18 protein-coding genes are annotated in these 24014 nt (G+C 70.9%); 10 read left to right on the top strand and 8 right to left on the bottom strand.

Annotated elements, in window-relative coordinates; all coding sequences use genetic code 11:
• Positions 1-1935, top strand: coding sequence for an asparagine synthetase B (locus GGR66_RS17590; RefSeq protein WP_184449466.1), 1935 nt, complete (start codon positions 1-3; stop codon positions 1933-1935).
• A gap of 233 nt (positions 1936-2168) precedes the next feature.
• On the opposite strand, the gene GGR66_RS17585 is transcribed toward GGR66_RS17590, so the two are convergent.
• Entirely contained in the window at positions 2169-2954 is a 786-nt protein-coding gene (locus tag GGR66_RS17585; protein ID WP_184449464.1) for a transporter substrate-binding domain-containing protein, read from the bottom strand.
• Positions 2955-3223: 269 nt separating this feature from the next.
• Here GGR66_RS17585 and GGR66_RS17580 point away from each other — a divergent pair, with 269 nt between their 5' ends.
• Both GGR66_RS17580 and GGR66_RS17575 read left to right on the top strand, forming a co-directional pair.
• Complete coding sequence (locus GGR66_RS17580) at positions 3224-4222, top strand: hypothetical protein (RefSeq protein WP_326521060.1); 999 nt, start codon at positions 3224-3226, stop codon at positions 4220-4222.
• Positions 4223-4499: 277 nt separating this feature from the next.
• Positions 4500-5282, top strand: a complete 783-nt coding sequence (locus GGR66_RS17575) for a lytic transglycosylase domain-containing protein (RefSeq protein ID WP_184449462.1) — start codon at positions 4500-4502, stop codon at positions 5280-5282.
• Between the two features lie 78 nt (positions 5283-5360).
• Here GGR66_RS17575 and treA read toward each other — a convergent pair whose 3' ends face one another.
• The 6 genes from treA to GGR66_RS17545 all read right to left on the bottom strand — a co-directional run bounded on the left by treA (position 5361) and on the right by GGR66_RS17545 (position 16049).
• Positions 5361-7055 carry an alpha,alpha-trehalase TreA gene (treA, locus tag GGR66_RS17570; protein ID WP_184449460.1) on the bottom strand — a complete coding sequence of 565 codons (1695 nt, stop codon included), beginning with the start codon at positions 7053-7055 and terminating at the stop codon, positions 5361-5363.
• Between the two features lie 309 nt (positions 7056-7364).
• Entirely contained in the window at positions 7365-8282 is a 918-nt protein-coding gene (locus GGR66_RS17565; RefSeq protein WP_184449458.1) for a GAF domain-containing protein, read from the bottom strand.
• 313 nt (positions 8283-8595) lie between these two features.
• Entirely contained in the window at positions 8596-9378 is a 783-nt protein-coding gene (locus GGR66_RS17560; protein WP_184449457.1) for a DUF72 domain-containing protein, read from the bottom strand.
• A gap of 440 nt (positions 9379-9818) precedes the next feature.
• A complete protein-coding gene (locus GGR66_RS17555) occupies positions 9819-12716 on the bottom strand; it encodes a pitrilysin family protein (protein ID WP_184449455.1) in 2898 nt (965 codons plus the stop codon).
• A gap of 161 nt (positions 12717-12877) precedes the next feature.
• Positions 12878-14323, bottom strand: a complete 1446-nt coding sequence (locus GGR66_RS17550; protein WP_255421761.1) for a cellulase family glycosylhydrolase — start codon at positions 14321-14323, stop codon at positions 12878-12880.
• A gap of 268 nt (positions 14324-14591) precedes the next feature.
• A complete protein-coding gene (locus GGR66_RS17545) occupies positions 14592-16049 on the bottom strand; it encodes a glycoside hydrolase family 5 protein (protein WP_184449451.1) in 1458 nt (485 codons plus the stop codon).
• Between the two features lie 305 nt (positions 16050-16354).
• Here GGR66_RS17545 and GGR66_RS17540 point away from each other — a divergent pair, with 305 nt between their 5' ends.
• Complete coding sequence (locus tag GGR66_RS17540; RefSeq protein WP_184449449.1) at positions 16355-18028, top strand: M28 family metallopeptidase; 1674 nt, start codon at positions 16355-16357, stop codon at positions 18026-18028.
• The gene (locus GGR66_RS17535; RefSeq protein WP_326520311.1) at positions 18025-18567 is read left to right on the top strand and encodes a hypothetical protein; all 543 of its coding nucleotides are present in this window, start codon (positions 18025-18027) and stop codon (positions 18565-18567) included. Before GGR66_RS17540 ends, GGR66_RS17535 begins: the two co-directional genes overlap by 4 nt.
• A gap of 12 nt (positions 18568-18579) precedes the next feature.
• Here GGR66_RS17535 and GGR66_RS17530 read toward each other — a convergent pair whose 3' ends face one another.
• The gene (locus GGR66_RS17530; RefSeq protein ID WP_184449447.1) at positions 18580-20172 is read right to left on the bottom strand and encodes an APC family permease; all 1593 of its coding nucleotides are present in this window, start codon (positions 20170-20172) and stop codon (positions 18580-18582) included.
• Between the two features lie 269 nt (positions 20173-20441).
• Between GGR66_RS17530 and GGR66_RS17525 the strand changes: the two genes are divergently transcribed.
• The 5 genes from GGR66_RS17525 (at position 20442) to GGR66_RS17505 (ending at position 24010) form a co-directional block, all read left to right on the top strand.
• The gene (locus tag GGR66_RS17525) at positions 20442-20864 is read left to right on the top strand and encodes a hypothetical protein (protein WP_184449445.1); all 423 of its coding nucleotides are present in this window, start codon (positions 20442-20444) and stop codon (positions 20862-20864) included.
• A 10-nt stretch (positions 20865-20874) separates the two neighbouring features.
• Positions 20875-21324 carry a type II 3-dehydroquinate dehydratase gene (locus tag GGR66_RS17520; RefSeq protein WP_160959607.1) on the top strand — a complete coding sequence of 150 codons (450 nt, stop codon included), beginning with the start codon at positions 20875-20877 and terminating at the stop codon, positions 21322-21324.
• Entirely contained in the window at positions 21305-21523 is a 219-nt protein-coding gene (locus GGR66_RS17515) for a hypothetical protein (protein WP_184449443.1), read from the top strand. The genes GGR66_RS17520 and GGR66_RS17515 overlap by 20 nt, the downstream gene beginning before the upstream one ends.
• 271 nt (positions 21524-21794) lie before the next feature.
• The gene (locus GGR66_RS17510) at positions 21795-22262 is read left to right on the top strand and encodes a lasso peptide biosynthesis B2 protein (RefSeq protein WP_184449441.1); all 468 of its coding nucleotides are present in this window, start codon (positions 21795-21797) and stop codon (positions 22260-22262) included.
• A complete protein-coding gene (locus GGR66_RS17505) occupies positions 22259-24010 on the top strand; it encodes an ABC transporter ATP-binding protein (RefSeq protein WP_184449440.1) in 1752 nt (583 codons plus the stop codon). The genes GGR66_RS17510 and GGR66_RS17505 overlap by 4 nt, the downstream gene beginning before the upstream one ends.
• Positions 24011-24014: the final 4 nt, after the last annotated feature.

The raw sequence follows: 24014 nt of genomic DNA, 5'->3' as shown, positions 1-24014 counted from the left end.
ATGAGCGATTTCGCCGGCGTCTGGTGCCTGGACGGGGCGCCGGTCGAGCGCGCGGAGTTGCTCCGCCTCGGTGAGGCGCTGGATGCACGCGGCATCGGGCCGATCCGCATCTGGCAGGACGGTGCGGTGGCCATCGTCCATCGCCAGCGGGTGATCACCCCGGAAGACGCCAGCGAGGCGATGCCGTCGGTCGGGCGCTCCGGTGCCGTGCTGGCGGCGGATGTGGTGCTGGCGGCACGTGAGGAGTTGACGCAGGCCCTGGGGGCGCCGGCCAGCAGGCGCGACAGCGACAGCGCGCTGCTGCTGGAGGCATTGCAACGCTGGGACGTCGACGCCTTGCCGCGAATCCACGGATCCTATGCGCTGGCGCTGTATCGACCCGATCGCCGGCGCTTGCTGCTTGCCCGCGACCCGGTGGGCATGCGTTCGCTGTTCGTGCACAGAGGGGCGGGCCTGATCGCGTTCGCCACGCGCCTGCGTGCGCTGCTGGCGTTGCCCGGCGTGCCGCTGGACCTGGACGAGCAGGCCATCGCCGATCAGTTGGTGATGGACCGGGTCCGACCCGAACGCACGCTCTACCGTGCCATCGATCGGGTGCCGATGGCCCATGCGCTGGTGCTCACGCCCGAGACCACGCATCGCCGCCGCTGGTGGACGCTGCCGGAAGCGGGATCGCTGCGCCTGGGCGACGATGCCGAGGTCGAGGCGGCAGCGGCGGAGGTTCTGGATCGCGCGGTGGCCGACGCGTTGCGCGCGCAGGGTCCGGTGGCTGCCTGTCTGACCGGTGGGCTCGACAGCGGCTCTGTCGTGCTGTCGGCGGCCAGGCAGGCGGCCCCGGCGCGCGTGCTTGCGCTGACCCGCGTGCCGCAGGGAGCGACCGCGGCCGCGAGCGCCACGCACTATTACGACGAATCGCCGCGTGCGCGCCTGCTGGCCGCCAGTCATCCCGGCATCGACTGGCAGGCGGTCGGCGACGATGCCGACGATTGGGGCGAAAACGATGACGCACGCTGGTGGCGGGAAAGCGGTCAACCGGTGCGTTCGCCGCTCAACATGGCCTGGTTCTTTCCGCTGCATCGGGTGCTGCACGCGCGCGGCGGCCGCGTGTTGATCGGCGGCGAACTGGGCAATGCGTTCTTCAGTTACGACGGCCTGCTGCGCCTGCCGCACCTGTTGCGCGAGGGAAGATGGGCGGCGCTGCTGGCACAGGCGCGCGCCTTGGCCGGGCGCGAAGGCCTGAGCCTGCGTAAGGCCCTGCAGCGGCACGTCCTGCGTCCGTATGCGCCTGTATGGTTGTTGCGCTATTGGCACGGTCTGCCGGCCGCCGTCTGGGAGCGGGGTTCGGCATTGCATCCTGCCCTGGCGCGTGAACTGGGGTTGCATCGGTCGCTCGACCTGGGCCGTTACCGGCTCCGTCTGGGCGGGCGCCATCGATCGCTGCGCGTCTTGCGCGAGTGGCTGCTTGGCAACGCCGCGGCAATGGACGACTGGAGCACCCTGCGTGCCATCTCGGGCATCGACATGCGCATGCCGCTGGGCGACCGGCGGGTGATCGAGTTCTTCGGCGCGCTGCCGCTGGACCAGTTCCTGCGCGACGGGGTCAGTCGGTCGTTGCCGCGCCGGTTGCTGGCCGCGCGCGGCGGCCCGCCGCAGGTCTTCGACAACCGGGCGGTCGGGGTGCAGCAGGGGGACTGGTTCGCACGGCTGTGCGCCCGACGCGGCGCCATGCAGCAGCAACTCGCCGGCCTGCGCACGTCTGCGCTGGCCAATCGCGTCCTCGACCTGCCGCGACTGCAGGGCCTGCTCGACCACTGGCCATCGGATGCGGTTGCCGCCGAGCCGCGCCGCCACGACTATCTGCAGATGCTGCCGCATGCCCTGCAGATGGGCGGATTCCTCGCGTGGCGCGAACGCGGCGGGATTAGCGCGCGCTAGGTCGGTTGAGATGCGTGTGAAGCGTCGTGTGACGTCGAGGCGAGGCGCCGACGCGGTCTCGGTGCGCCACAGGACGCTGCCCGAACGGTTGGTCGTCCGCGGCGCGGGGCCAGTGCTGCGCGGTTTGCCTTGGCGCTAGCCAAGGCCGCACCCCGCAACACCGCTTCCCCACCACGGACGGCCAACACCTCTCGTCGCAACGTGCATCACACGCGCTACGCCGGTAGCGCGGCTCAATGGCTGGGCGTGGTCTCGCCCAGCCACGCCGCCACGATCCGCGCATAGGCACCGCTGGCCTTGCTCAGGTGCAGCCACTGGTCGACGTAGGCCTTCCATGCCATGTCGTCGCGCGGCAGCAGGAATGCTTTCTCGCTGTACTGCAGCGGCTGCTGCGGCGCCACCGCGCACAGGCCCGGAACCTGGCGCTGCTGGAAGCGCGCTTCGGAGGCATCGGTGATCATGACGTCGGCGCGGCCCTCGCGCAGGTCGCGGAAGATGGCCGGGTTGTCGTCGGAGAGGATCAGCTGCGCATGCGGCAACTCGCGGCGGGCGAAGGCCTCATTGGTGCCGCCGCGCGGTTCGATCACGCGCACCTCGGGGCGGTCGATCCGGGCGATGGCGCGGTAGCGCGCGCGATCGGCGCAGCGCACCAGCGGGATCTTGCCGTCGACCTCCAGCACCGCGCTGAACCAGGCTTGGCGCTGCCGCGGCAGCGACACCGAGATGCCGCCGACGGCGATGTCGCAGCGGTCGGCGAGCAGGTCCGGCAGCAGCGTCGGCCAGCGTGTCGGCACCCACTGGACCTTGACCTCGAGGCTCTCGGCCAGCGCTTGCGCCAGGGCGATGTCGATGCCTTCGTAGCTGCCGTCGGCACGCAGGCGGCTATAGGGCGCGTAGTCGCCGGTGGTGCACACGCGCAGCGCGCCGCGCTGCAGGACGCTGTCCAGGTGCGAGGGCGCGGCGTGCGCCGGCAGCGCCAATGCGGCGCCGAACAGGGTGGCGGCCAGGCGTCGGATCATGCGGGTCTCCTGCGGCAGGGCGGGCGCCGGTGCCCGCTGGCTGTACGCCGGCTGTCGCAGCGCCGGCGCGCGCCACCTTAGCCGGTTTCCGCGCGCGCCGGCACAATCCCTGGCAGGACAAGGCCTTGCGTGCGCAGAGCGGCCGCAGGTGGCGCGGTATCGCCGCCCGCCGCGCGCGGCGGCACGCGCCGGCAACGGAACTCGCGGCACGCTGTACCGGTCCGTCCTCCACATTCGCTATCGCGCCTGCCCATGGATCCCCGATCGTCGTGACCGCCCTCCCTGCGCAAGACCGTTGGCAGCAGCTGTGGGCGGCACTGGCGACCGCAATGATCCTGGTGTTGCTGGGGCGCCTGCTGTGGGGCGCACCATCGGCGCCGCCACGCGTGGCGGCCGACGATGCGCTGCGGCTGGTGTTCCTGCCGCCGCAACCTGTGCAGCGCGCCGCGGTCCCGCCATCGGCCTCCGCGCCCGCGCCGTCGACGGCCGCGCGCACGCACGCCCCCGCACGGCAGCCGCCCGCCGCCGCCGCGCCGCCGTCCCCGCCCACGCTCACGCCCACGCAGGCTGCGCCCGCCGCGGCCGACACGCGGATGGCGGCGACGCTCTATACCGGCGATGGCCATCCGCGCCTGCCGGACGGGGTGGCGGTGGATCCGTTCGCGCAGGCGCAAGGCACGCCGCCGGGGACGCTCAATCCGCGCGACGTCGCCAAGTCCAAGCGCCTGCTCGAACGGCCCAACCCGATCGACTACCGGTCGACCCGCTTCGACAAGGACTGGGCCAGCGACGGCACGCTTGGCGACGTCGCGGTGCAGGGCATCGACCGGGCGATCAGGCAGCTGCTGCCCAAGAACACGCATCAGTCGGCCGTGGCGCGGCCGCCGCCGGACGTGCGCTTCAATCCGGCGCTGCACGAACGCCCCAGCGACCTTGGCAGCGAGGCCACCGGCGATGCCTACAAGGCCGCGCCGATCGCCTTCGAGAAGGCGCCGGGACTGGATGGCGAAGCGAGCCGGCGGATTCGCCAGGCCCTGGCCGATCTGCAGCAACGCCGCGGCGCCTGTCCGGCGGCACAGCGTGCGCGCCTGCTGGCGCCGGTGCAGCAGCACCTGGATGCGCTGCTGCAGGTGGAGACCGCGATGGCCAAGGGCGCCGACCCGATCCGCGCGCAGCAACTCCTGCCGCGCGAGGCCGACAGCGCCTACGACCTGGCGCGGCGCGCGCTGTGGTATGCCGACCAGAAACTGGCGGCGTGCGCGCCGTAGGTGGCGTGCGATGGGCGCGGCTTCACCTGCGAAGAGCGGAGGCGGCGGGGCGCTTCGACCATGGCAGCAGTCGGGACTGAAGTCCCTCCTACAGTGCATCCAGACAACGCGTCGCACGTTCCTGTAGGAGCGGCTTCAGCCGCGACGCGTGGTGTGTCGGCGCCTGGTCGCGGCTGAAGCCGCTCCTACAAGGGGCTGTCGGAAAGCGGACCGAGGGACCGGCCGTCACTCGCGTCGACATGCGCTGGGCGATGATGCGCGCCCGTCCTGTTCGATCATGTCGCCGATGCCCCTAGCCCGTGCCGCGCTGTGCCTGCTGCTGTGCTGTGGCGTGGTCGCCGGCGCGTCTGCGCGTACCGTGTACCGCTGCGTGCGCGACGGTACGGTCAGCCTGGCCACGGCGCCGGAGCCGGGCTCGCGCTGCACGCCGAAGGAACTGGACGACGCGGCGATCGCCACGCCCAATCTGTGGGGCAACCTGGGCGTGTTCAGCGGCACGTTGTACGAGCGCGAGCAGGACGGCCAGCTGGTCTACTCCACGCGCAACCTGCCGGGCTCGCGGCCCTACCTGCGCTTCACCGCGGTGACCCCGCCGGGCGAAAGCGCGCATCCCGGCCTCGGCAAGGTCGGCGCGCCCCAGTTACAGCCGCATGCCAAGCAGTTCCGCGCCGCGGCCCGCGCCACCGGGGTGGACGAGCCGTGGCTGCGCGCGATCGCGCATGCCGAGAGCGGCTTCGACGCCGCCGCGGTCTCGTCCAAGGGGGCGCAGGGAGTGATGCAGCTGTTGCCGGAGGTCGCCAAGGAATACGGCGTGCACGACCCGTTCGCGGCCGACCAGTCGATCGCCGGCGGCGCGCGCTACATGCGCGCGCTGCTGCGCCGCTACGCCGGCGACCGGGTGCTCGCCGCCGCGGCCTACAACGCCGGCATCGGCACGGTGGCGCGCTACGGCGGCGTGCCGCCGTACGCGGAGACCCGCGAGTACATCGATAAGGTGATGGCGCTGTACCAGCGCTATCGCGTCGCGATGGGCATCCCCGTGGAGACGCCGGCGCAGTAGCTGCGGCGCCGAGCGCTGGCCATGACGCATGCGCATGCGTAGGCGGACGGGCGTGGCCGCGCTGCCGCCCGTGGCGCTTCAGAGCGCGACTGCTTCCGCCTCGGCGTCGGCCTGCGCTTGGGCGTGCGCCGCTGTCGGCGCGGCGGCCGGTGCCGCGTACAGATCCATCAGCAACAGGGTCACGCCATTGGTCCAGCCGAAGCCGTCCTGCAGGGCGTACTCGCCGCCGCCGCCGCCCTTGGCCTGCGCGTCCACCGCGTACTTCTCCACCAGCTTGTGCTGTTGCGCGAACAGCGCCTGCACCCGCGCCAGGAAGCGGCTGCCGACTCGCTGCGCCAGGGCGTCCTGGCCGTAGCGGCGCAGGCCGTCCACGGCGATCCACTGCAGCGGCGCCCAGCCGTTGGGTTCGTCCCACTGCTGGCCGGTGTGCAGGCGCGTGGTCGCCAGGCCGCCGGGGCGCAGCAACTGCGCCTGCACGGTGTCGGCGCTGCGCTTGGCCCGCGCCGGCGAGGCGACCCCGACGAACAGCGGGTACAGCGCCGCGGCGGTGACCTGCTCGCGCAGCCGGCGTTGCTGCCAGTCGTAGTCGGCGTAGTAGCCGGCATCGCTCCACAGGTGCTTGTCGATCGCGGTCTTGCGCGCGCTGGCCAGGGCCGCGTAGTCGGTGTCGCAGCCGGCCGCGCCCGGGTTCTTGGCGCAGGCCAGGGCCAGGGTGCTCTCCAGGTGGTAGAGCAGGCTGTTCAGGTCGACCGGGACGATGGCGGTGGTGCGGATGCTGGCCAGGGTCTTGCGGTCGCCGAGCCAGCGGCTCGAGTAGTCCCAGCCGCTCTCGGCGCCGGCGCGCAGGTCGCGGTAGACCTCGGCGGCAGGGCGGTCCTTGGCCTCGGCGGCGGTGCGCACGTCGTGCAGCCAGGCTTCCGGGCGCGGCGTGTCGCGGGCGTCCCAGTAGCGGTTGAGCAGGCTGCCGTCGGCCAGCCGCACCACATGCGCATGCGCGTGGCCCGGAGCCAGGGTCTGCGCGCCCTCCATCCAGTACGCGTATTCCTTCTGCAACTGCGGCAGGTAGCGCGCGTAGGCCGCATCGCCTTCCACCTTGGCCTGCAACTGCACCATGTGCGAGAAGAACGGCGGCTGCGAGCGGCTCAGGTAGTAGGTGCGGTTGCCGTTGGGGATGTGCCCGTAGGTGTCGATCAGGTAGGCGAAGTTGTCCAGCATCTGCCGGCTGCGTTCGTGTTCGCCGCTCTCCACCAGGCCGAGCATGGTGAAGTAGGAGTCCCAGTAGTAGACCTCGCGGAAGCGCCCGCCCGGCACCACGTAGGGGTGCGGCAGCGACAGCAGACTGCTGTAGGCCGGCACCTCGACCTGGCGGCGCACCAGCAGCGGCCACAGCGCGTCGATGTGTTCGCGCAGGCCGGTGTCCTGGCGGATCGCCTCGGTCTGCACCGGGCCGGACTCCTCGAAGTTGGCGGCGACGAAGCGGCGCAGGTCGAAGCCGGGTTGCTGGCGCTGCGCCAGATAGTCGGCGTTGATCAGCGCCGGGTCGCGCAACGGCAGCGCATCGACGAAGTGCTTCTGGTCGTCGAACAGCTCCTGCTGCTGCACCGCCTGGAACAGTTCCGGGTAGGCCAGGTCGGGCGTCTGCGGCGGCGGTGCCGGCGCGGTCAGCGTCGTCGCCGGCGCGGCCTCGGCCATGGCGGTGTCGGCGGTACCGAGCAACAGGCCGAGCGACAGGCTCAGCAGCGGGGTGCAGCAAGGAGGAGCGGCATGGCTCATGTCAGGTCCAGAGCAGGATGCGTGCGGCATGGTAAACGACCGAGGCGGAGACGGGGCGGCCGCGGCCGGATCCGATGCGCGGCCTGCCGATCGTGCCTTGGCGGCCGCGCGCCGTCCGGCTCGCACCGGTGAGGGACCGCAACGCCTGGGGAGATGCAAGAACGGGGCCGCCGCTGCGGTCAGGTGGCTCGTCGCCGGGACAGCCGGGGGCGTGTTGTCTGGCCAAAGGGTGGCGCAGTGCCCGCTCGGTGGGGCGGGCAGGTCGTTCAGGGCGGGCCGACGCCGGCGGGTCGGCGTCCGCCGTGCAGGTCAGGGCGTCTGCGGCCGCAGGCGGTCCTTCTCGGCGCTGAGCGCGGCTTCGGCGCGCAGGAACACCAGCCCGATCGGCTCGTCCGCCCGCGTGGCCTGGGCGTCGCCGACCAGGACGGTCAGCCCCAGCGCCTGCTGCCGCGCGGCGATCTCGCGCAGGCCGCGCAGCTTCTGTTCGGCATCGGCGCCATGCAGCATGACGATGAACTCGGCGTGCTCGGTGGCGCGGTCCACCGTGTCGGCGCCGCCGTCGTGCACGTAGCTGGCCAGGGTGCGGTCGAGCTGCTGCAGGCTGCTGCCCAGCAGGCGTTCGCTCTGCCGCTCGGCCAGCGCGGCCAGTTCCTGCACTTCCAGGATCACCACCCGGTAGCGGCCATCGGTGGCGGCGCCGTGGGCATCGGCCGAATGCGGTTGCAGGAGCGCCTCGCGTTCGCGTTGCAGGGTACGGCGGCGTTCGTCGAGCAGGCGCATGGTGGTGCGCGCCAGCGCACGCAGGCCGTCGCGCTGGGCGTCGGTGAGCTGGCGTGGCGCGGTGTCGAGCACGCAGACTGTGCCCAGGGCGATGCCCTCATCGGTCACCAGCGGCATGCCGGCGTAGAAGCGCGCGCCGGTGTCGCCGCGAACCACCGCGATGTCGGCGAAACGCGGGTCGTCGGCGAGGTCGGGCACTTCCAGCAACTGCTCGGGCTCACGGATCGCGTGATCGCACACCGCTTGGCTGCGCTCGGTCTGCGGCACCTCCAGGCCCATCCGTGCCTTGAACCATTGCCGGTCGCGGTCCAGCAGCGACAGCAGCGCGATCGGCGTATCGCACAGCGCGGCGGCGATCTGCACGATGTCCTGGTAGGCGTCCTCGGGCAGGCTGCCGACGATGCGGTAGCTGTCGAGGACTCGCTGGCGCTGGGCTTCATCGGTCATGGATGGCGTGGGGTCTGGCGCGGATCGCGAGGCGCAGCACCATACCGCAGGGCGTGCGGATGCCGCGTGGAAAAGCATGCAAGCGTGACGCGGCGCACGCCAAGGCCCTTGTCGCGCGCGCCGTGCCGCTTGGCACTCGAGCAACTGGCCGTCGCTGTCCAGCACCTGCGCCTGGCCCAGCTTCAGCGCGCACCGGCGCTTCCCTCTGCTTAGGTCGCGGCTGAAGCCGCTCCTGCGGGGCGGCGAACGCGGGGCTGGTCCCAGTCGTCGGAGCGGGGCGTGCCCCGCAACGAGACTCGGCGGGGCGTGGCGGTCAACCAGCTGCGCCGGCGCCAAGCGCGCGCAGTTGCGCCTGCAGCGTGGCGGCGTTGTCGAGGGCGTGGCCGAGCGCGGTGTTGTCGAAGATCACCCAGGCGTCGTCCGAGTGCGGCGTGGCGGCGACGACGCGTTTGGCCAGTCTGCGCAGTGTGTCGTCGGCGTAGTCGCTGTAGTAGATGCGCGGCGCGCCGTGCCAGCGCCAGTAAGCCGGCGCCGCCGTGCCTGCCGGCTGCGCGGCGGTGGCGTGCAGTGCCGGGTCGGCGGCCACGCGCGCGATCCTGTGGCGCTGCCACAGCGCCTCGGCGCGCGCGCCGAACCAGCTGGCGTGGCGCGGTTCGCAGGCGATGCCGCCATGCCAGCGGCGGCGCAGCATCGCGAAGAAGGTGGCGGCGGTGCGCGCATCGAAGGCCAGGCTCGGTGGCAGTTGCACCAGCAGGCAGCCGAGCTTGTCGCCGAGATGGCCGACTTCGCCGAGGAAGGTCTGCAGCAGCGGCGCGACGCGGTACAGGCGCGCGTCGTGGGTGATCGTGCGCGGCAGCTTGGCCGAAAAACGGAAATCCGCCGGCACGCTGTCGGCCCAGCGCTGGTAAGTGACGGGGCGGTGCGGGCGGTAGAACGAGGAATTGATCTCGACCGCATCGAAGCGCGTGGCATAGCGCGCCAACTGGCTGGCGCCGTCGCCGACCAGCGCGCGCTGCGTGCTGGCGATCGACCAGCCGGCGCAGCCGACGCGGATGCGGGGCGCGGCGTCGCCGCGGTGGGGAGAAGTGGTCGGCATCGGCGGTGCCAGGCGAGAACAGGCCTTGGGGATAGCAAGCGCTGCGGCCAAGGGCCGTGAAGGACATGGCCGGCTCCATACCCGCCCTCGGGCGGTGCTTGCGCATCGCGATCGCCGATCGGCAACAGCGTCCAGAAGGCGAGTCTATGTCTTGGAGGATGCCTGGTCGACCAGCTCTACGGACATCGCAAGTCGCGGCGCGCCGCCTTGGTCAGCCGTGCGTGCTGGGCTTGCATGCCGTGCGACCGATGCGTGCAGCGCGCCGCGATGGCTGCGCACTGTGCGCTTGCGTGCATGCGCGTTGCGCCGGAGCGGAGCGTGCAACGTGACTGTTCGCATGTCGCATCGCGCGGTGGCGATGCGTTGCGATGGCGCCAGTCGCCCATGCGGTTACCGGCGCGTCGCGCCTGGCGGGACCGTCCCGCCAGGCGTGTGCGGCGTTACTGCTTGGCGGCGGCCGTGGCCTTCGCCTTGACCGGCTGGCCGTCGCTGTCGAGCACCTGCACCTCGCCCAGCTTCAGCGCGCGCACCGGCGCTTCGATCTGCTTGAGGTCGCCGACGATGACCCAGGTCATCGCCTGCGGCGCCACGATCTCCTTGATCGCCGCTTCCGCCGCCGGCTGGTCGACCGCTTCCAGGCGCGTCTTCAGCGTCTGCACGTAGTCGTCCGGGCGGCCGTACTGGACGATGCCTTCCATCGCGCTGAGCACCGCACCGGTGGTCTCGAAGCTGCCCGGCAGGGCGCGCACGCGCTGTTCCTTGATCTTGGCGATCTCGGCGGCGGTCAGCGGCTTGTCGCCGACCACGGCCTTCGCTTCCTTGAGGATCTCGGCGGCCGATTCGGCGGTCTTGTCGGTCTGCACCGGGGCGAAGAACAGGAACGGGCGCTGGCCGATCGCGTCGATCATGAAGCTGTTGGCGCCGTAGGCCCAGCGCTTGTCCTCGCGCAGGTTCATGTTCAGCCGCGAAGTGAAGGTGCCGCCGAAGGCGCCGTTGGCCACGCCGATCGCCAGGTTGTTCGGCGCCTTGGTCGAGGGCGCCAGCAGGCCGGCCAGGATCAGCGACTGCGGGGCGTCGTCGCGGTTGATCAGGAACACGCGCGGCTTGGGCTGCGCGGCCACCTGCGGCAGGCTCTTGGTCGGGCGCTTGCCGGACGGGGCTTGCCAGTCGCCGAAGGCGGCATCTAGCTGCGGGATGATCTTGGCCAGGGTGGTGTCGCCGGCGACCAGGATGCGCACGTTGTCCGGACGCAGCCAGTTGTTCTGGAACGCGCTCAGGTCGCCCGCGGTGAGGCTCTTGATCGCCGCCTCGGTGCCGGTGCCGGTGAGCGGCACGCCGTACGGATGGCTGGGGCCGTACAGCAGCGGCGGCAGGGTGCGCAGCGCCAGGCCCTGCGGCTGGGTCTTCTCCTGCGCGATCGAGGCCAGCCACTGGCCGCGGATGCGCTCGATGTCGTCGGCCTTGAACGCCGGGTTGCGCACGATGTCGGCGAACAGGTCCAGCGACGGCGCCAGCTGGTCGTTGAGTGCGTTGAGCGAGGCGTCGCAGCTGTCCAGTTCGCAGGACACGCTGGTCATCGCGCCCAGGCGCTGGCGGCGCTGCGCCACGTCCACCGAGTCCAGGTTGCGGGTGCTCTCGTTCATCAGCGCCGCGGTGAAGTTGGCGGTGCCGAGCTTGCCGCCGCGGTCGGTCGCGTAACCGGCATCGAACAGCAGCTGGATCTGCGTGACCGGGATGGTGTGACGCTCGGCCAGCACCACCTCGATGCCGTTCTTGAGCTTGCCGCGCTGCAGCTGCGGGAAGCTCAGGCTCGGGAACTGGCTGGTCTCCGGCACGCCGGCGGCGCGGTCCACCTGCGACTTGCCGACGCTGTAGTTGCCCTTCGCCGGCACCTTCGGCGCGGGCTTGCCCGGGGCCGCGGCCAGCGGCTTGACCGCCTTGTCCTCGGCGGCCGGATCGAAGCCTTCCGGCGCCGGCAGCACGGTCAGCAGGTAGTCACCCTTGCCGAACCAGGTGTCGGCGGCCTTGCGCACGCTGGCGACGGTGGCCGCCTGCGCGCGTTCCAGGTCCTTCTTGTAGGCGCCCGGATCGTTGCGGTAGACCTGGCCCTCGGCCAGCACCGTGGCCTTGCCGCCGAAGCCGCCGACCTTCTCCAGGCCGCGCACGAAGCCGGCGCGGTAGCCGACCTGGGCGCGCTGCAGTTCGTCGGCGGTGGGGCCTTCGGCCAGGAACTTCTGCAGTTCGTCGGCGATGGCGGCCTCGACCTTGGCCGGGTCCACGCCTTCCTTCACGTCGGCGGTGATCTGCAGCTGGCTGGCCAGCGCGAACGACTGCAGGCCGGCGGAGACGTCGTCGGCCAGCTTGTCGCGGTAGACCAGGCGCTGGTACAGGCGGCTGGTCTTGCCGCCGCCGAGCACGGTGGTGGCCAGGTCCAGTAGCACCGCGTCGTCGGTGCCCAGCTGCGGCGCGACCCAGGTGCGGTAGATGCGCGGCTGCGCGACGTGGTCGTGCTGCACGCCGCGGGTCTGCTTGGCCAGCGGCGTGATCCACGGCTGCTGGCGCGGCACCGGGCGGCCGGCGGGGATGTCGCCGAAGTACTGCTCGGCCTTGGCCTTGGCCTGCGCCACGGTGATGTCGCCGGCCAGCACCAGGGTGGTGTTGGCGGCGCCGTAGTTGTCGTGGAACCACTGCTTGACGTCGTCCAGCGAGGCCGCGTCGAGGTCGGCCATCGAGCCGATGGTGTCGTGCTGGTAGGGGTGGTTGGCCGGGAAGATGTTGGCCAGGATGTTCTCGTCGACGCGGCCGTAGGGACGGTTCTGGCCCTGGCGCTTTTCGTTCTGGACCACGCCGCGCTGGGTGTCCAGTTCCTTCTGGCCGATCGCGCCGAGCAGGTGGCCCATGCGGTCCGACTCCATCCACAACGCGGTGTCCAGCGCGGTGGTCGGCACGGTCTCGAAGTAGTTGGTGCGGTCGAACCAGGTGGTGCCGTTCATGTCGGTGGCACCGACTTTCTCGAACGGCTGGAAGTAGGTGCCCTTGTGGTTCTCCGAGCCGGAGAACATCAGGTGCTCGAACAGGTGCGCGAAGCCGGTCTTGCCCGCCGGCTCGTCGCCCGAGCCGATGTGGTACCAGATGCTCACCGCCACCACCGGCGCCTTGTGGTCCTCGTGTACCACCACGGTCAGGCCGTTGGGCAGGGTGAAGCGGGTGTAGGCGATCTCCGGCGCGGTCGCCTGGGCCGGCGTGGCCGCGGCCAGGGCCGACGGCGCGGCCACCAGGGCGGCGCCGGTGCCGAGGGTGAGGATGCTGGAGATCAACAGCGACAAGGGTCGGAGCATGGGCCGGGCCTGAGTGTGGACAGTGCGCCAGCATAGAGGCGCAGCGGCGGCCGCGGGAACGTGACTGATGGCACAGCGCGGGGGCGGGCGGCGACCGGCTCCGCGCACGGCCACGCCCGGGGAGCGTGGCCGTGCGGGATCTCAGAAACGCAGCGCAGCGCTCAGCGCGCGGCGCAGAAACCGAACTCGGCGGTCGCGCCCGGGGCCAGGGTCTTGTTCCAGCCCACGCCGCTGGCGCTGAGGGTGGTGCCGGACTGGGTCCAGCTGGCGTTCCACAGGTTGCTGACGGTGCCGCTGATGGACAGGGTGGCGGTCCAGTCGCCACTGCTGCCGCCGGTGTTGCTGACCTGCACGCGGTTGCAGTAGCCGGCGTTCCAGTCGCTGTCGACCAGCACCGTGGTGCTGAAGCTGCTGCCGGACGGTGGCGGCGCGTGCGTTCCGCCGCCACCATTGCCACCGCCGTTACCGCCCTCACCACCACGACTGCCGCTGCCGGCGCCGGCGCCGTCCCACAGCTTCTTCAGCAGGGTCACCTTGTCGCTGCGCACCGTGCTCCAGTCGTCGTTGAGGATGCCGCCGGTGTCGCCGCTGTTCGGGTTCCACGACCAGTAGAAGCCGCTGTGGATGCCCTTGCCGATCAGGTAGTCGACCAGCGCGTTCTGCCACTGCACGTCCAGCGGGTTGCCCTGGCCGTACTTGCCGCCGAACTCGCCCAGCAGCAGCGCGTGGCCGGCCTGGACGAACCGGCCGAAGTGCTGCTCCCAGATCGCCGGCATGTTGGCCGGGAAGTTGGAGGCGCTGAAGTAGGACTGCATGGACACGTCCGGCCCGTACACGTGCGGGGCGAGCAGCAGGCGGTTGGCCGGAATCGCCAGCGGGGTGCAGGCCAGCGGCTCCAGGTTCTCGCCCCAGAAGTGCGCGGTGCCGCTCGAACAGGTCGGCGTGTCGGCGATGCCTTCGACCACGATCAGCCAGTTCGGCGCCGCTTTCAGCACTGCCGCCGACGCGCGTTCGGCCGCCTTGTTCCAGTCGGTGGCGGCATTGCCGCTGCCCCAGGTGGCGGCGCCGTGCGGCTCGTTCTTCAGGTCCAGGCCGATCACCCCCGGCACCGACGCGTAGCGCTTGGCGACGAAGCTCAGGTCGTCCAGCCATTGCTGCTCGCTGTAGCTGCCGGTGTACCAGAGCTCGGAGATGGCGTTGCAATCCGGCGTGTGGTGGTCGAGCAGCACGTACATGCCGCGGCTGCTGAGTTCGTTGATCACCTTGTCCAGGATCTGCAGCGAGTTCAGGCCCTGCAGGTCCGGATTGCGGCTGTAGTCGATGCTGCCGGGCGACACCGCCTGAAGCGTCTGCGGGCAGAACGGCAGGCGCACGGCGTTGAAGCCCAGGTCCTGCATCTGCGTGATCATGTCCTTCCAGTTGCGCGCCCACAGGCCGTGCACGGTGTGCTGCGAGGTCTCGAAACCGAACCAGTTGACGCCGCGCAGTTGCACGGCGTTGCCGGCGTCGTCCACCACCTTGCCTTGCTGGATGGCGTAGCTCCAGGCCGAGCCGCTGGCGACCACGAGCGCCGCGGCCAGCAGGCAGCGGGTGAGGCGGGAATGCATGGACCGTTTCATCGCGGTGCTCCGATGGCGGCCGGTGCGGAGCGCGCCGGCCAAAGGGGGGCGGATGCTTGGCGGCGATGATCGGCAGTGTCCCGCCGCGGCGGCCGTGATTGCCGTTGCAGAAGAGGTGCTTGTCCACCGATTGCGCGCAGGCGCTGTGGTGGCGTCCACGGGCGCGCATTCGCCCGGCGCAAATGCCAACGGCAGCGTCGTAGGACGCTGCCGTTGGCATGGGCCCCGCGCGCTGCGCGAGGCGATGGCGCCGCCTTCAGCGGGCGGCGCAGAACCCGAACTCGGCGGTGGCGCCGGCGGCCAGGGTCTTGTTCCAGTCCACGCCGCTGGCGCTGAGCGTGGTGCCCGACTGCGTCCAGGTGGCGTTCCACAGATTGTTGACGGTGCCGCTGATGGACAGGGTGACCGCCCAGTTGCCAGTGGCGCTGCCGCTGTTGGTCACCTGCACGCGTTCGCAGTAGCCGGCGTTCCAGTCGCTGTCGACGATGACCTTGGTGCTGAAGCTGGCGCTGCCCGGGGCCGGGGTCGGCGTGGGGGTCGGGGTCGGCTCCGGGGTGGGCGTCGGGGTCGGCGTGGGCGTCGGCGTGGTGCCGCCGGTATCGCCCCACAGCCGTTTCAGCCCGGCCATCTTCTCGCTGCGCACGGTGGTCCAGTCGTCGTCGAGCACGCCGCCGGTGTCGCGGCTGTTGGGGTTCCACGCCCAGTAGAAGCCGCTGCGGATGTTCTTCTTGATCAGGTAGTCGATCAGCGCCTTCTGCAGGATCGGATCCTGCGCCTGGTTGCGGCCTTCGTTGCCGCCGAATTCACCGATCATCATGGCGTAGCCGCGCTGGGTCAGCTGGCCGAACTGGCGCTCCCAGATCGCCGGCATGTTCGCCGGGAAGCTGCCGTCGCCGAAGTAGGGCTGCCAGTTCACGTCCGGGCCGTACACGTGCGGCGACAACAGCAGGCGGTTGGCCGGCACGTTGAGCTTGGTGCAGGTCAGCGGTTCCAGGTTGCCGCCCCACCAGTAGCCGTCGCTGCTGGAGCAGGTCGGGTTGTCGGTGATGCCCTCGACCACGATCAGCCACTTTGGCGCCACCTTCAGCACCGCCGCCGAGGCGCGCTCGACTGCCTTGTTCCAGTCGGTCTTGAGGTTGCCGGTGCCCCAGGTGTTGCGGCCGTTCGGCTCGTTCTTCAGGTCGATGCCGATCACGCCCGGCACCGACGCGTAGCGCTTGGCCACGAAGCTCAGGTCGCTGAGCCACTGCTGCTCGCTGTAGGAGTCGGTGTACCAGAGTTCGGAGATACCCTGGCAATCAGGCGAGTGGTGGTCCAGCAGCACGTACATGCCGCGGCTGCTGAGTTCGTTGATCACCTTGTCCAGCACCTGCAGCGAGTTCAGACCCTGCAGGTCCGGATTGCGGCCGTAGTCGATGCTGGTCGGCGCCACGCCGCGCAGGGTCTGCGGGCAGAACGGCAGGCGCACGGCATTGAAGCCCAGGCCCTGCATCTGCGTGATCATGTCCTTCCAGTTGCGCGCCCACAGGCCGTGCACGGTGTGCGCGCTGCCTTCGAAGCCGAACCAGTTGACACCGCGCAGCTGTACCGCGTTGCCGCGGTCGTCCACCACCGTGCCTTTGCTGATCGCGTAACTCCAGGCCGAACCGCTGGCAGCCAACAGCGCGGCGGCCAGCACGCAACGGGTGATGCGGGTGAGGGGGGACATCGACATCTCTGCAGGTCTCCGGAAGCGAGCCGGCCCGCAGTCGGAGCGGCCCGGGTGAGGTGGGAAGTGACGGTTTCCACGCCGGGCTCGGGTGGAAGCCAGGGCGGGCGCGCGGATCGGCATGGGCCACCGGATCGGCGCGGACCCCGCGGTGCGCGAGCGCGGCATTAGAGCATGTTCAGCTTCGTATTTGAGTGTTTTATCACAATAAATTTTTGCGACAGCGCACATATGGCGGTCGTTCGACCCACCACGACCCGGTAGGGGCGCCGCTACACTCGCCCTTCTTTGTGTCTGCCGAGGGGAACCAAGTGAAACGACCGATCCTGAGCCTGCTGGCCCTGGCGCTGTCCGGCGCCTGCCTGGCGGCACCGCCGCCCGCACCGACCTTCGACACCAAGCGCCTGTCCACCGACGTCAAGACCCTGGCCTCCGACGCCTACGAGGGCCGCGCCCCGGGCTCGGCGGGCGAGGAGAAGACCGTGGCCTATCTGAGTGCGCAGTTCCAGGCGGCCGGCTTGCAGCCCGGCGGCGACCTGCGCGACGGCAAGCGTCTGTGGACCCAGGCGGTGCCGCTGCGCCGCGCCGACATCGTCGGCACCCCGCGCCTGGCGATCGCCAGCGGCGACCAGCGCCAGGCCCTCACCCAGGGTCAGCAGATCGCCGTGCGCGCCGCGCTCGACGGCAGCAGCCAGGTGACCCTGGACGGGGCGCCACTGGTGTTCGTCGGCTACGGCGTCAAGGCGCCCGAGCGCGGCTGGGACGACTTCAAGGGCGTGGACCTGAAGGGCAAGATCGCGGTGGTGCTGATCAACGACCCCGACTTCGAGACCGGCAAGGGCGCGTTCGACGGCAAGGGCATGACCTACTACGGCCGCTGGACCTACAAGTTCGAGGAAGGCGCGCGACAGGGCGCGGCCGGCGTGCTGATCGTGCACGAGACCGCACCGGCCTCCTACGGCTGGGCCACCGTCGCCAACTCCAACACCAACAGCATGTTCGACGTGGTCCGCGACGATCCCAAGACGGTGCATCCGGAGTTGGAGGGCTGGATCCAGCGCGATCTGGCGGTGGACCTGTTCAAGCGCGCCGGGCTGGATTTCGATGCGCTGAAGAAGCAGGCGCAATCGCGCGACTTCAAGCCGGTGGAACTGAAGGGCGAGCGCCTGTACGCCGACTACGCGGTGAAGTCGGAGGTGATCACCTCGCGCAACGTGGTCGCGCGGCTGCCCGGCAAGACCCAGCCGGACGACACCCTCATCTACACCGCGCACTGGGATCACCTGGGCGTGGGCGCGCCCGACGCCAAGGGCGACCGCATCTTCAACGGCGCGCTGGACAACGCCAGCGGCGTCGCCGCGCTGCTGGAACTGGCCCGCGCCTTCGCCAAGGGCCCGGCGCCGCAGCGCTCGGTGGTGTTCATGGCGGTCACCGCCGAGGAGAAGGGCCTGCTCGGCTCGGAGTACTACGCCTCCAAGCCGCTGTATCCGCTGGCGCGCACGGTGGCGGTGATCAACATGGACGGCATGAGCCCGTTCGGGCCGTCGCGCGATTTCGGCATCTACGGCACCGCCAAGCTGGAACTGCTCGACGACCTCAAGCGCGTGGCGAAGGGCTGGGATCTGCGCTACACGCCCGACCCGAAGCCGGAAGCCGGCTACTTCTTCCGCTCCGACCACTTCTCCTTCGCCAAGCGCGGCGTGCCGGCGCTGTCCTTCGCCGCCGGCCAGGACTGGGTGGACGGCGGCGTGGCGGCCGGCAAGGCCGCCGCGGACGACTACACCGCCAAGCGCTACCACCAGCCCGGCGACGAATGGCAGCCGAACTGGACCTTCGCCGGCGCCGCGCGCGACATGCAGGTGCTGTACACGCTGGGCGAGGAACTGGCCAACTCGACGCAGTGGCCGAACTGGAGCCGCGACTCCGAGTTCCGCGCCACGCGCGACGCCAGCGCCGCGCAGCGCCAAGCCGCGCCCGCCAAGTGAGCCATGACCCGTTGCCGCCTGCCCCGCAGGCGGCCCCGGACCCGCTGCCGGGCGTGCGTGCGGACGTTGCCGATCAGGCCGACATGGACGCGGGCAACGACCCGCTGCCGCGCTGGCTGGTCGGCGTTGGCGTCGTCATGACCTTCCTGTTCGTCGGCCCGCCGCTCGGGACCGTGGTGGTCGGGCTGCCGGTGGCGATCGCGATGACCTGGGGGGAGAGCAGCGGCGTCAGCGCCCCGCTGCTGCTGCTTCTGCTGATGGCGATGTTTTCCTATGTCTTCGGCGCCTTGCCGGCGCTGCTGACCGGGCTGTTCGCCGCCCGTGCCTGGCCACGCCTGCGCGGCTGGCGCGCGCATCTGCGCATCGGCCTGATCGGGGCCGGCACCTCGGCGGTGTGCGTCGCCGCGGCGCTGGCCCTGTTCGACAGACGCGACGACCCGTCCCACCAGGGCCTCGTCGCGGTGGGCCTGTGCGCGTTGGCCGGTTTCGTCGGCGCCGTGCTGCTGTCGCGCGCGTTGCAATTCCTGCGCGGCGGCTGACGCCGCCGCGGCTCAGCCGGCGCTGGCCTGCTGCAGCGACGGGGTGCGCCAGCCGGCGCGCACGCCCCAGAAGTAGAAGCCCAGCGCGACCACGCCGACCACCACCAGGTCCGGCCCGTAGGACAGATAGCCGTGACCGCCGAAGGTGGTGCTGCCGGCCCACGACAGCAGGGCGATGGTCGGCAGGTAGGCGATCAGCCAGCTGGCGCCGCGCAGGTGTCGGCGGAAATCCTTCCAGCCGTCGCGCTGCTGGTAGTAGGCATAAACCGGCAGGGCCACCAGCATCAGCAGGATGATCTCGCCGGTCAGCGGCCAGCGCGCCCAGTACAGCAGTTCGGTGGCCAGCACGAAGGCCGCCGCGGCCAGCACCGGCAGGCCGGCGATGCGCAGCGGGCGGTGCATCTCCGGCGCGTGCTTGCGCAGCGCCATGGCGCTGATCGGGCCGGTGAGGTAGGAAATGATGGTGGCCACCGAGATCACCGCCGCCAGCGTGCCCCAGCCGCGGAAGAAGAACAGGAACAGGTAGGACACCAGCAGGTTGAAGAACATCGCCGGCCGCGGCACGCCCCAGGTCGGATGGATCCGGCCCAGCACCTTGGGCATGGTGCCGTTGCGCTCCATGCCGTAGATCATCCGTGCAGTGGTGGCGGTGTAGGTGATGCCGGTACCGCTGGGGCTGATGAAGGCGTCCACGTACAGCAGCATCGCCAGCCAGTGCAGGTTGACGATGATCGCCAGCTGCGCGAACGGCGAGCGGAAGTCGATGCCGTGCCAGCCGGCCTTGGCCAGCAGATCCGGCGGCACCGCGCCCAGGTAGGCGACCTGCAGCAGCACGTAGACCACCGTGGCCAGCGCGATCGAGCCGAGCACCGCGAACGGGATGCTGCGCCCGGGATTGCGTGCCTCGCCGGCCAGGTTCACCGGGCTCTGGAAGCCGTTGAAGCTGAATACGATGCCGGCGGTGGCCACCGCGGTCAGCACCGCAGCGAAGTCGATGGTGTGGCTGCCGCCGTGCAGGCCGACGCTGAAGTTCTCGCTGTGGAAGCCGCTGGCGATCAGCGCAATGCCGGTCAGCGCCGGCACCACCAGCTTGAACACGGTGATCAGGCTGTTGGAGCGCGCGAACAGCTTCACGCTCCAGAAGTTCAGCAGGAAGTACGCCAGCACCAGCACTGCGGCGATGCACAGGCCGGGCACCGACAGCTCGCCGGCGCCGCCGGGCTGCTGCACGTACAGGTCCTGCGCCCACTGCCACGGCCAGGACGCCATGTACTGCACCGAGGCCTCGGCCTCCACCGGGATCACCGACACGATCGCGATCCAGTTGGCCCAGCCGGCAATGAAGCCGACCAGCGAGCCGTGCGAGTAGTGGCTGTAGCGGACCATGCCGCCGGACTCGGGGAACATCGCGCCCAGCTCGGCATAGGCCAGGGCGATGGTGGTGACGATCGCCGCGCCCAGCACCCAGGCCCAGATCGCACCGGGGCCGGCCAGCCCGGCGGCACGCCAGGCGCCGAACAGCCAACCGGAGCCGATGATCGAGCCGAGGCCGGTCAGCATCAGGGCGAATGGGCCGACATCGCGGCGCAGAGCGGAGTGGGTCATGGCGAGTCCGGGCGGCGGCGGGAAGCGGGGGATGATCGCATGGAAAGCCGGGAGTCGGGATTGGGGATTGGGGATTGGCTTAGAAGCAGGGATTGGGGATTCGGGATTGGTGGAAGCGCAGTGCCGCCATCCGCTTTTGCGACTCCCCAATCCCGAATCCCCAATCCCCGCCCTTACGCAAGCTTTACGCCCACAGCGCCCCAACGCCATGGAACGCTTACGCGGCGCGCGCGCAGACTGCGCCCCGTCCTTCCCGTTGGATGTGTTCCATGTCGATTCTGCTGATCCAGGGCCCGCATCGCGATGCGTCGGCCATTGCCGCGGCGCAGTGTCTGGCCGCTTACCATGCCGCGCACGTGGTGCCGGTGGCCTGCGCCGATGCCGCGCAGATCGTGGCGCGGCTGCAGCAAGGTGCGTGCGACGACACCGAACTGGTGCTGCTGGATTCCGGCGAGTTGCCGGCGTCGCAGTTGGCCGACCACGGCGCGCAGCTGTGCGCGGCATTGGACGCGCTGGGCCACCCGTACATCGAGATGCACGACGCCAGCGCGCAGGCGCTGGAACCGCTGCTGCACCCGCGGCACGCGCCGTTGCTGACGGTGATCGCCAATGGTGCGCTCGCCGACAGCTACGCCATCGCCCTGGGCGTGGCGCAGCGCCGGCTCGGCGCGCGCGCGGCGCTGGCCAACTGAGGGCGCCGCCATGTCGATCCTGTTGCTCCGTGGCCCGGACTGCGTGGCCGGCCATCGCGGCCGCCCGGCGCGCATCGCCCCGCCGGTGATGCGGCAATTGCTGGCCAATGCCGGGCGCGCCGGCAAGACCCTGGCCGTGCGCGGCTGCGCCAGCGAGCGCGAACTGCTGCAGGCACTGGCCCAGGCCGACCAGGCCGGCGTGGAGATGCTGTTGCTGGATCCGGGCGCGTGCTCGGACAGCGCCGTCACCGCCGATGCGGTGGCGCACCTGCGTCGGCCCTACGTGGAAGTGCACGACGATGCCAGCGATCGCCGCGAAGCCTGCCTGTGCGCGGCCTCGGGGCAGCGCCTGGGCCAGGTCGGCGGCTACTGCGCGCAGGGCTACGCGCTGGCGCTGTCGATCGCGCTCGAACATCTGGGCTGCAACGGCTACGAAGGCGATGTCCACGTCGGCACCTGAGCGCGCGCGCCACTACCTAGCCGACTACGAGGCCTACAGCTTCGGCCAGCGCGTGGCCTGGGGCACCCTGGCGCACACCTGGGCCGAGCCGGCGCCGCTGGACCCGGAGCGGCTGCTGTACCGCCTGCGCACGCAGGCGGCGCAGCGCCACGGCGTGGACAGCAGCGAGATCCGCATCCGCAGCGTGAGCCGGCTGTAGGGCACGCCCTCGCGCACCGCGGATGCGGCGCGCGGCGTGCCCGGCACGGGGCACATTTGCTAGGCTGGCGCATCCGCGCTTGCGCCATGGCCGCTCGGCAACCCGCCGCGGCGTCGAGTGCGCCGGCTTTCGCGGTCGTCCTCTCTGCGCAGGTGTCGCCCATGTCCCTTGTGTCGCCGCTTCCGCGTTCGCGCCTGCCGACAGCACGAGGCGTCCGTGCGACGGCGCTCTGCGTGCAGCGCACTGCGCCTCTGCGGCGGCGGGAGCGTTCATGCCCGGCGGCCTGAGAGGCTTCCTGCGCCTGCCTCGATTCGAACGCTGCCTGCTGTTGCCGGCCTGGGTGCTGCTGGGTACGGCGCGTGCCGCGGTGCTGGCGCTGGGCTTCCGTCGCCTTGCGCCATGGCTGGGACGCGGGGTGGCGGAGCCACCGCCCGCGCCGGTGCTGGATGCACGGGCGCAGCGCCGCGCCATCCAGATCGGGCGCACCTTGCGCCTGGCGGCGCGGCATACGCCCTGGGAATCCAACTGTCTGGCCCAGGCGCTGAGCGCGCGCTGCCTGCTCGGCCTGTTCCGGGTGCCGCATATGCTGTGCTTCGGCGCGGCGCGGGCGCCGGAGACGTCGGCGCTGCAGGCCCACGCCTGGGTGGTCGCCGGGCCGGTCCGGGTCACCGGCGGCGGTGGCGTGGAGCGTTTCGCCCGGATCGGTTGTTTCGTGGTGCCAGCGGAACCGCGGCAATGAGCGCTTGGCGCGCCTTGCGCCGGTTGCTGGGCTGGGCGCCGCGTGGTCGCCTGCTTGGCGTATTCGTCCTGATGTCGCTGGCCGGCGCCAGCGAGGGCATCGGCGTGCTGCTGCTGGTGCCCTTGCTCGGCGCACTGCAAGGCGGTGGCGCGACCAGCGGCGGTGCGATGGCGCATGCCGTCGGCGAAATCGTCGGCATGCTCGGCTTGCCGTCCGACGCCCCGCTGCCATTGCTGGCGCTGTTCTGCGCGCTGGTGCTGTTGCGCAATGGCATCCATTACGCACGCGAGCACGCTGCCGCGCGCTTGCAGCAGGACGTGGCCGAGCGCCTGCGCGAGGCCAGCTTCGCCGCACTGCTGGAGGCGCAATGGCGATGGTTGGTGGCCCAGCGCAGTAGCGACCATGCCAGCCTGATGCTGACCGAAGTGGAGCGGGTCGGGGTCGGGCTCGGCCATGCATTGCTCATGCTCGCGTCCCTGGCCACCGCCATCATCTATCTGTTCGCGGCCATTGCACTTGCCGGGACGCTGGCGTTGGCCACGGTCGTGGCGGGTGCGCTGCTGCTGTTGCTGCTGCTCGGCCGCCGCCGTCGCGTGCTGTGGCTGGGCAGCGCGCTGACCCAGACCAGGCAGCGCCTGCATGCCGGCATGCACGACAGCCTGGCCGGGTTGCGCCTGGCCAAGATCCTGGGGGCCGAGGCGCGCTATCGTGCTGTCGTGAACCGCGATGCGACGGCCGTGCGCGACCTGCAGGCGCGCTTCGCGTCGGGCCTGGCGCTGTCCAAGGCGCTGCTGCACAGCGCGGCAGCGCTCCTGCTGGCCGCTTATGTGCTGCTGGGTCTGCAGGTCTGGCACCTGCCGCTGGCCGAGCTGCTGATCCTGGTGGTGATGTTCGCGCGCTTGCTGCCATTGCTCACAATGGCGCAGCAGCAGCACCAGTACTGGGTGCATACCGTGCCCGCGTTCCTGGAAGTGGAGCGGCAACTGGCGCAGGCGCGCGAGTGGTCCGAGCCGGCGCTGCCGCCGCGTGCCATCGACTGGCAGGTCCAGACGCAGATCGCCCTGTGCGATGTGCAGGTGCGTTATGCCGGTCGCGAGGCGTCGGCCCTGCAGGAGATCTCGCTGGTCTTGCCGGCGCGCACCACCACCGCCATCGTCGGCGCCTCCGGCGCGGGCAAGAGCACGCTGGCCGATGTGCTGTGCGGTCTGTTGGGCCCGGACCGGGGCGCGCTGGAGATCGACGGTGTGATCCTGGATGCGCACGCGCGCCGCAGCTGGCGGCACGCGGTGGCGTATGTGTCGCAGGATACCTTCCTGTTCAACGACAGCATCCGCAACAACCTGCTGCTGGCCGCACCGCACGCCGATGCGGCAACGCTGCAGTTGGCCCTGGAGCAGGCCTCGGCGCAGTTCGTGCATGCGCTGCCGCAGGGCTGGGAGACCGTGATCGGCGATCGCGGCATGCGCCTGTCCGGGGGCGAGCGGCAACGCCTGGCGCTGGCGCGTGCGCTGTTGCAGCGGCCGGCGTTGCTGATCCTGGATGAAGCCACCAGCGCGCTGGATCACGACAACGAGGCGCGCATCCGCGCCGCGATCGAGCGCCTGCACGGCGATCTGACCGTGGTGGTGATCGGCCATCGGCTGGCCATGCTGGAACGCGCGGACCAAGTGGTGGTGCTGGAGGAGGGCCGGGTGCGCGCGCAGGGACGCTGGCACGAGGTGGCCGCGGCATGGACCGGCGCGGCATGACAGG

It is taken from the genome of Xanthomonas sp. 3498 (assembly GCF_014199795.1).
Taxonomy (GTDB): Bacteria; Pseudomonadota; Gammaproteobacteria; order Xanthomonadales; family Xanthomonadaceae; genus Xanthomonas_A; species Xanthomonas_A rydalmerensis.
Note: the sequence above shows the minus strand (reverse complement) of the source record. Positions and strands in the feature narration are given on the sequence as shown.

Bases quoted from the DNA above. Each gene is read 5' to 3' on its own strand.
- GGR66_RS17555 (WP_184449455.1), bottom strand. From the start codon at position 12,716: ATGCTCCGACCCTTGTCGCTGTTGATCTCCAGCATCCTCACCCTCGGC.
- GGR66_RS17510 (WP_184449441.1), top strand. From the start codon at position 21,795: ATGCCCGGCGGCCTGAGAGGCTTCCTGCGCCTGCCTCGATTCGAACGC.
- GGR66_RS17585 (WP_184449464.1), bottom strand. From the start codon at position 2,954: ATGATCCGACGCCTGGCCGCCACCCTGTTCGGCGCCGCATTGGCGCTG.
- GGR66_RS17545 (WP_184449451.1), bottom strand. From the start codon at position 16,049: ATGTCGATGTCCCCCCTCACCCGCATCACCCGTTGCGTGCTGGCCGCC.
- GGR66_RS17560 (WP_184449457.1), bottom strand. From the start codon at position 9,378: ATGCCGACCACTTCTCCCCACCGCGGCGACGCCGCGCCCCGCATCCGC.
- GGR66_RS17520 (WP_160959607.1), top strand. From the start codon at position 20,875: ATGTCGATCCTGTTGCTCCGTGGCCCGGACTGCGTGGCCGGCCATCGC.
- GGR66_RS17505 (WP_184449440.1), top strand. From the start codon at position 22,259: ATGAGCGCTTGGCGCGCCTTGCGCCGGTTGCTGGGCTGGGCGCCGCGT.
- GGR66_RS17530 (WP_184449447.1), bottom strand. From the start codon at position 20,172: ATGACCCACTCCGCTCTGCGCCGCGATGTCGGCCCATTCGCCCTGATG.
- GGR66_RS17575 (WP_184449462.1), top strand. From the start codon at position 4,500: ATGTCGCCGATGCCCCTAGCCCGTGCCGCGCTGTGCCTGCTGCTGTGC.
- GGR66_RS17515 (WP_184449443.1), top strand. From the start codon at position 21,305: ATGTCCACGTCGGCACCTGAGCGCGCGCGCCACTACCTAGCCGACTAC.
- GGR66_RS17525 (WP_184449445.1), top strand. From the start codon at position 20,442: ATGTCGATTCTGCTGATCCAGGGCCCGCATCGCGATGCGTCGGCCATT.
- treA (WP_184449460.1), bottom strand. From the start codon at position 7,055: ATGAGCCATGCCGCTCCTCCTTGCTGCACCCCGCTGCTGAGCCTGTCG.
- GGR66_RS17550 (WP_255421761.1), bottom strand. From the start codon at position 14,323: ATGCATTCCCGCCTCACCCGCTGCCTGCTGGCCGCGGCGCTCGTGGTC.
- GGR66_RS17565 (WP_184449458.1), bottom strand. From the start codon at position 8,282: ATGACCGATGAAGCCCAGCGCCAGCGAGTCCTCGACAGCTACCGCATC.
- GGR66_RS17590 (WP_184449466.1), top strand. From the start codon at position 1: ATGAGCGATTTCGCCGGCGTCTGGTGCCTGGACGGGGCGCCGGTCGAG.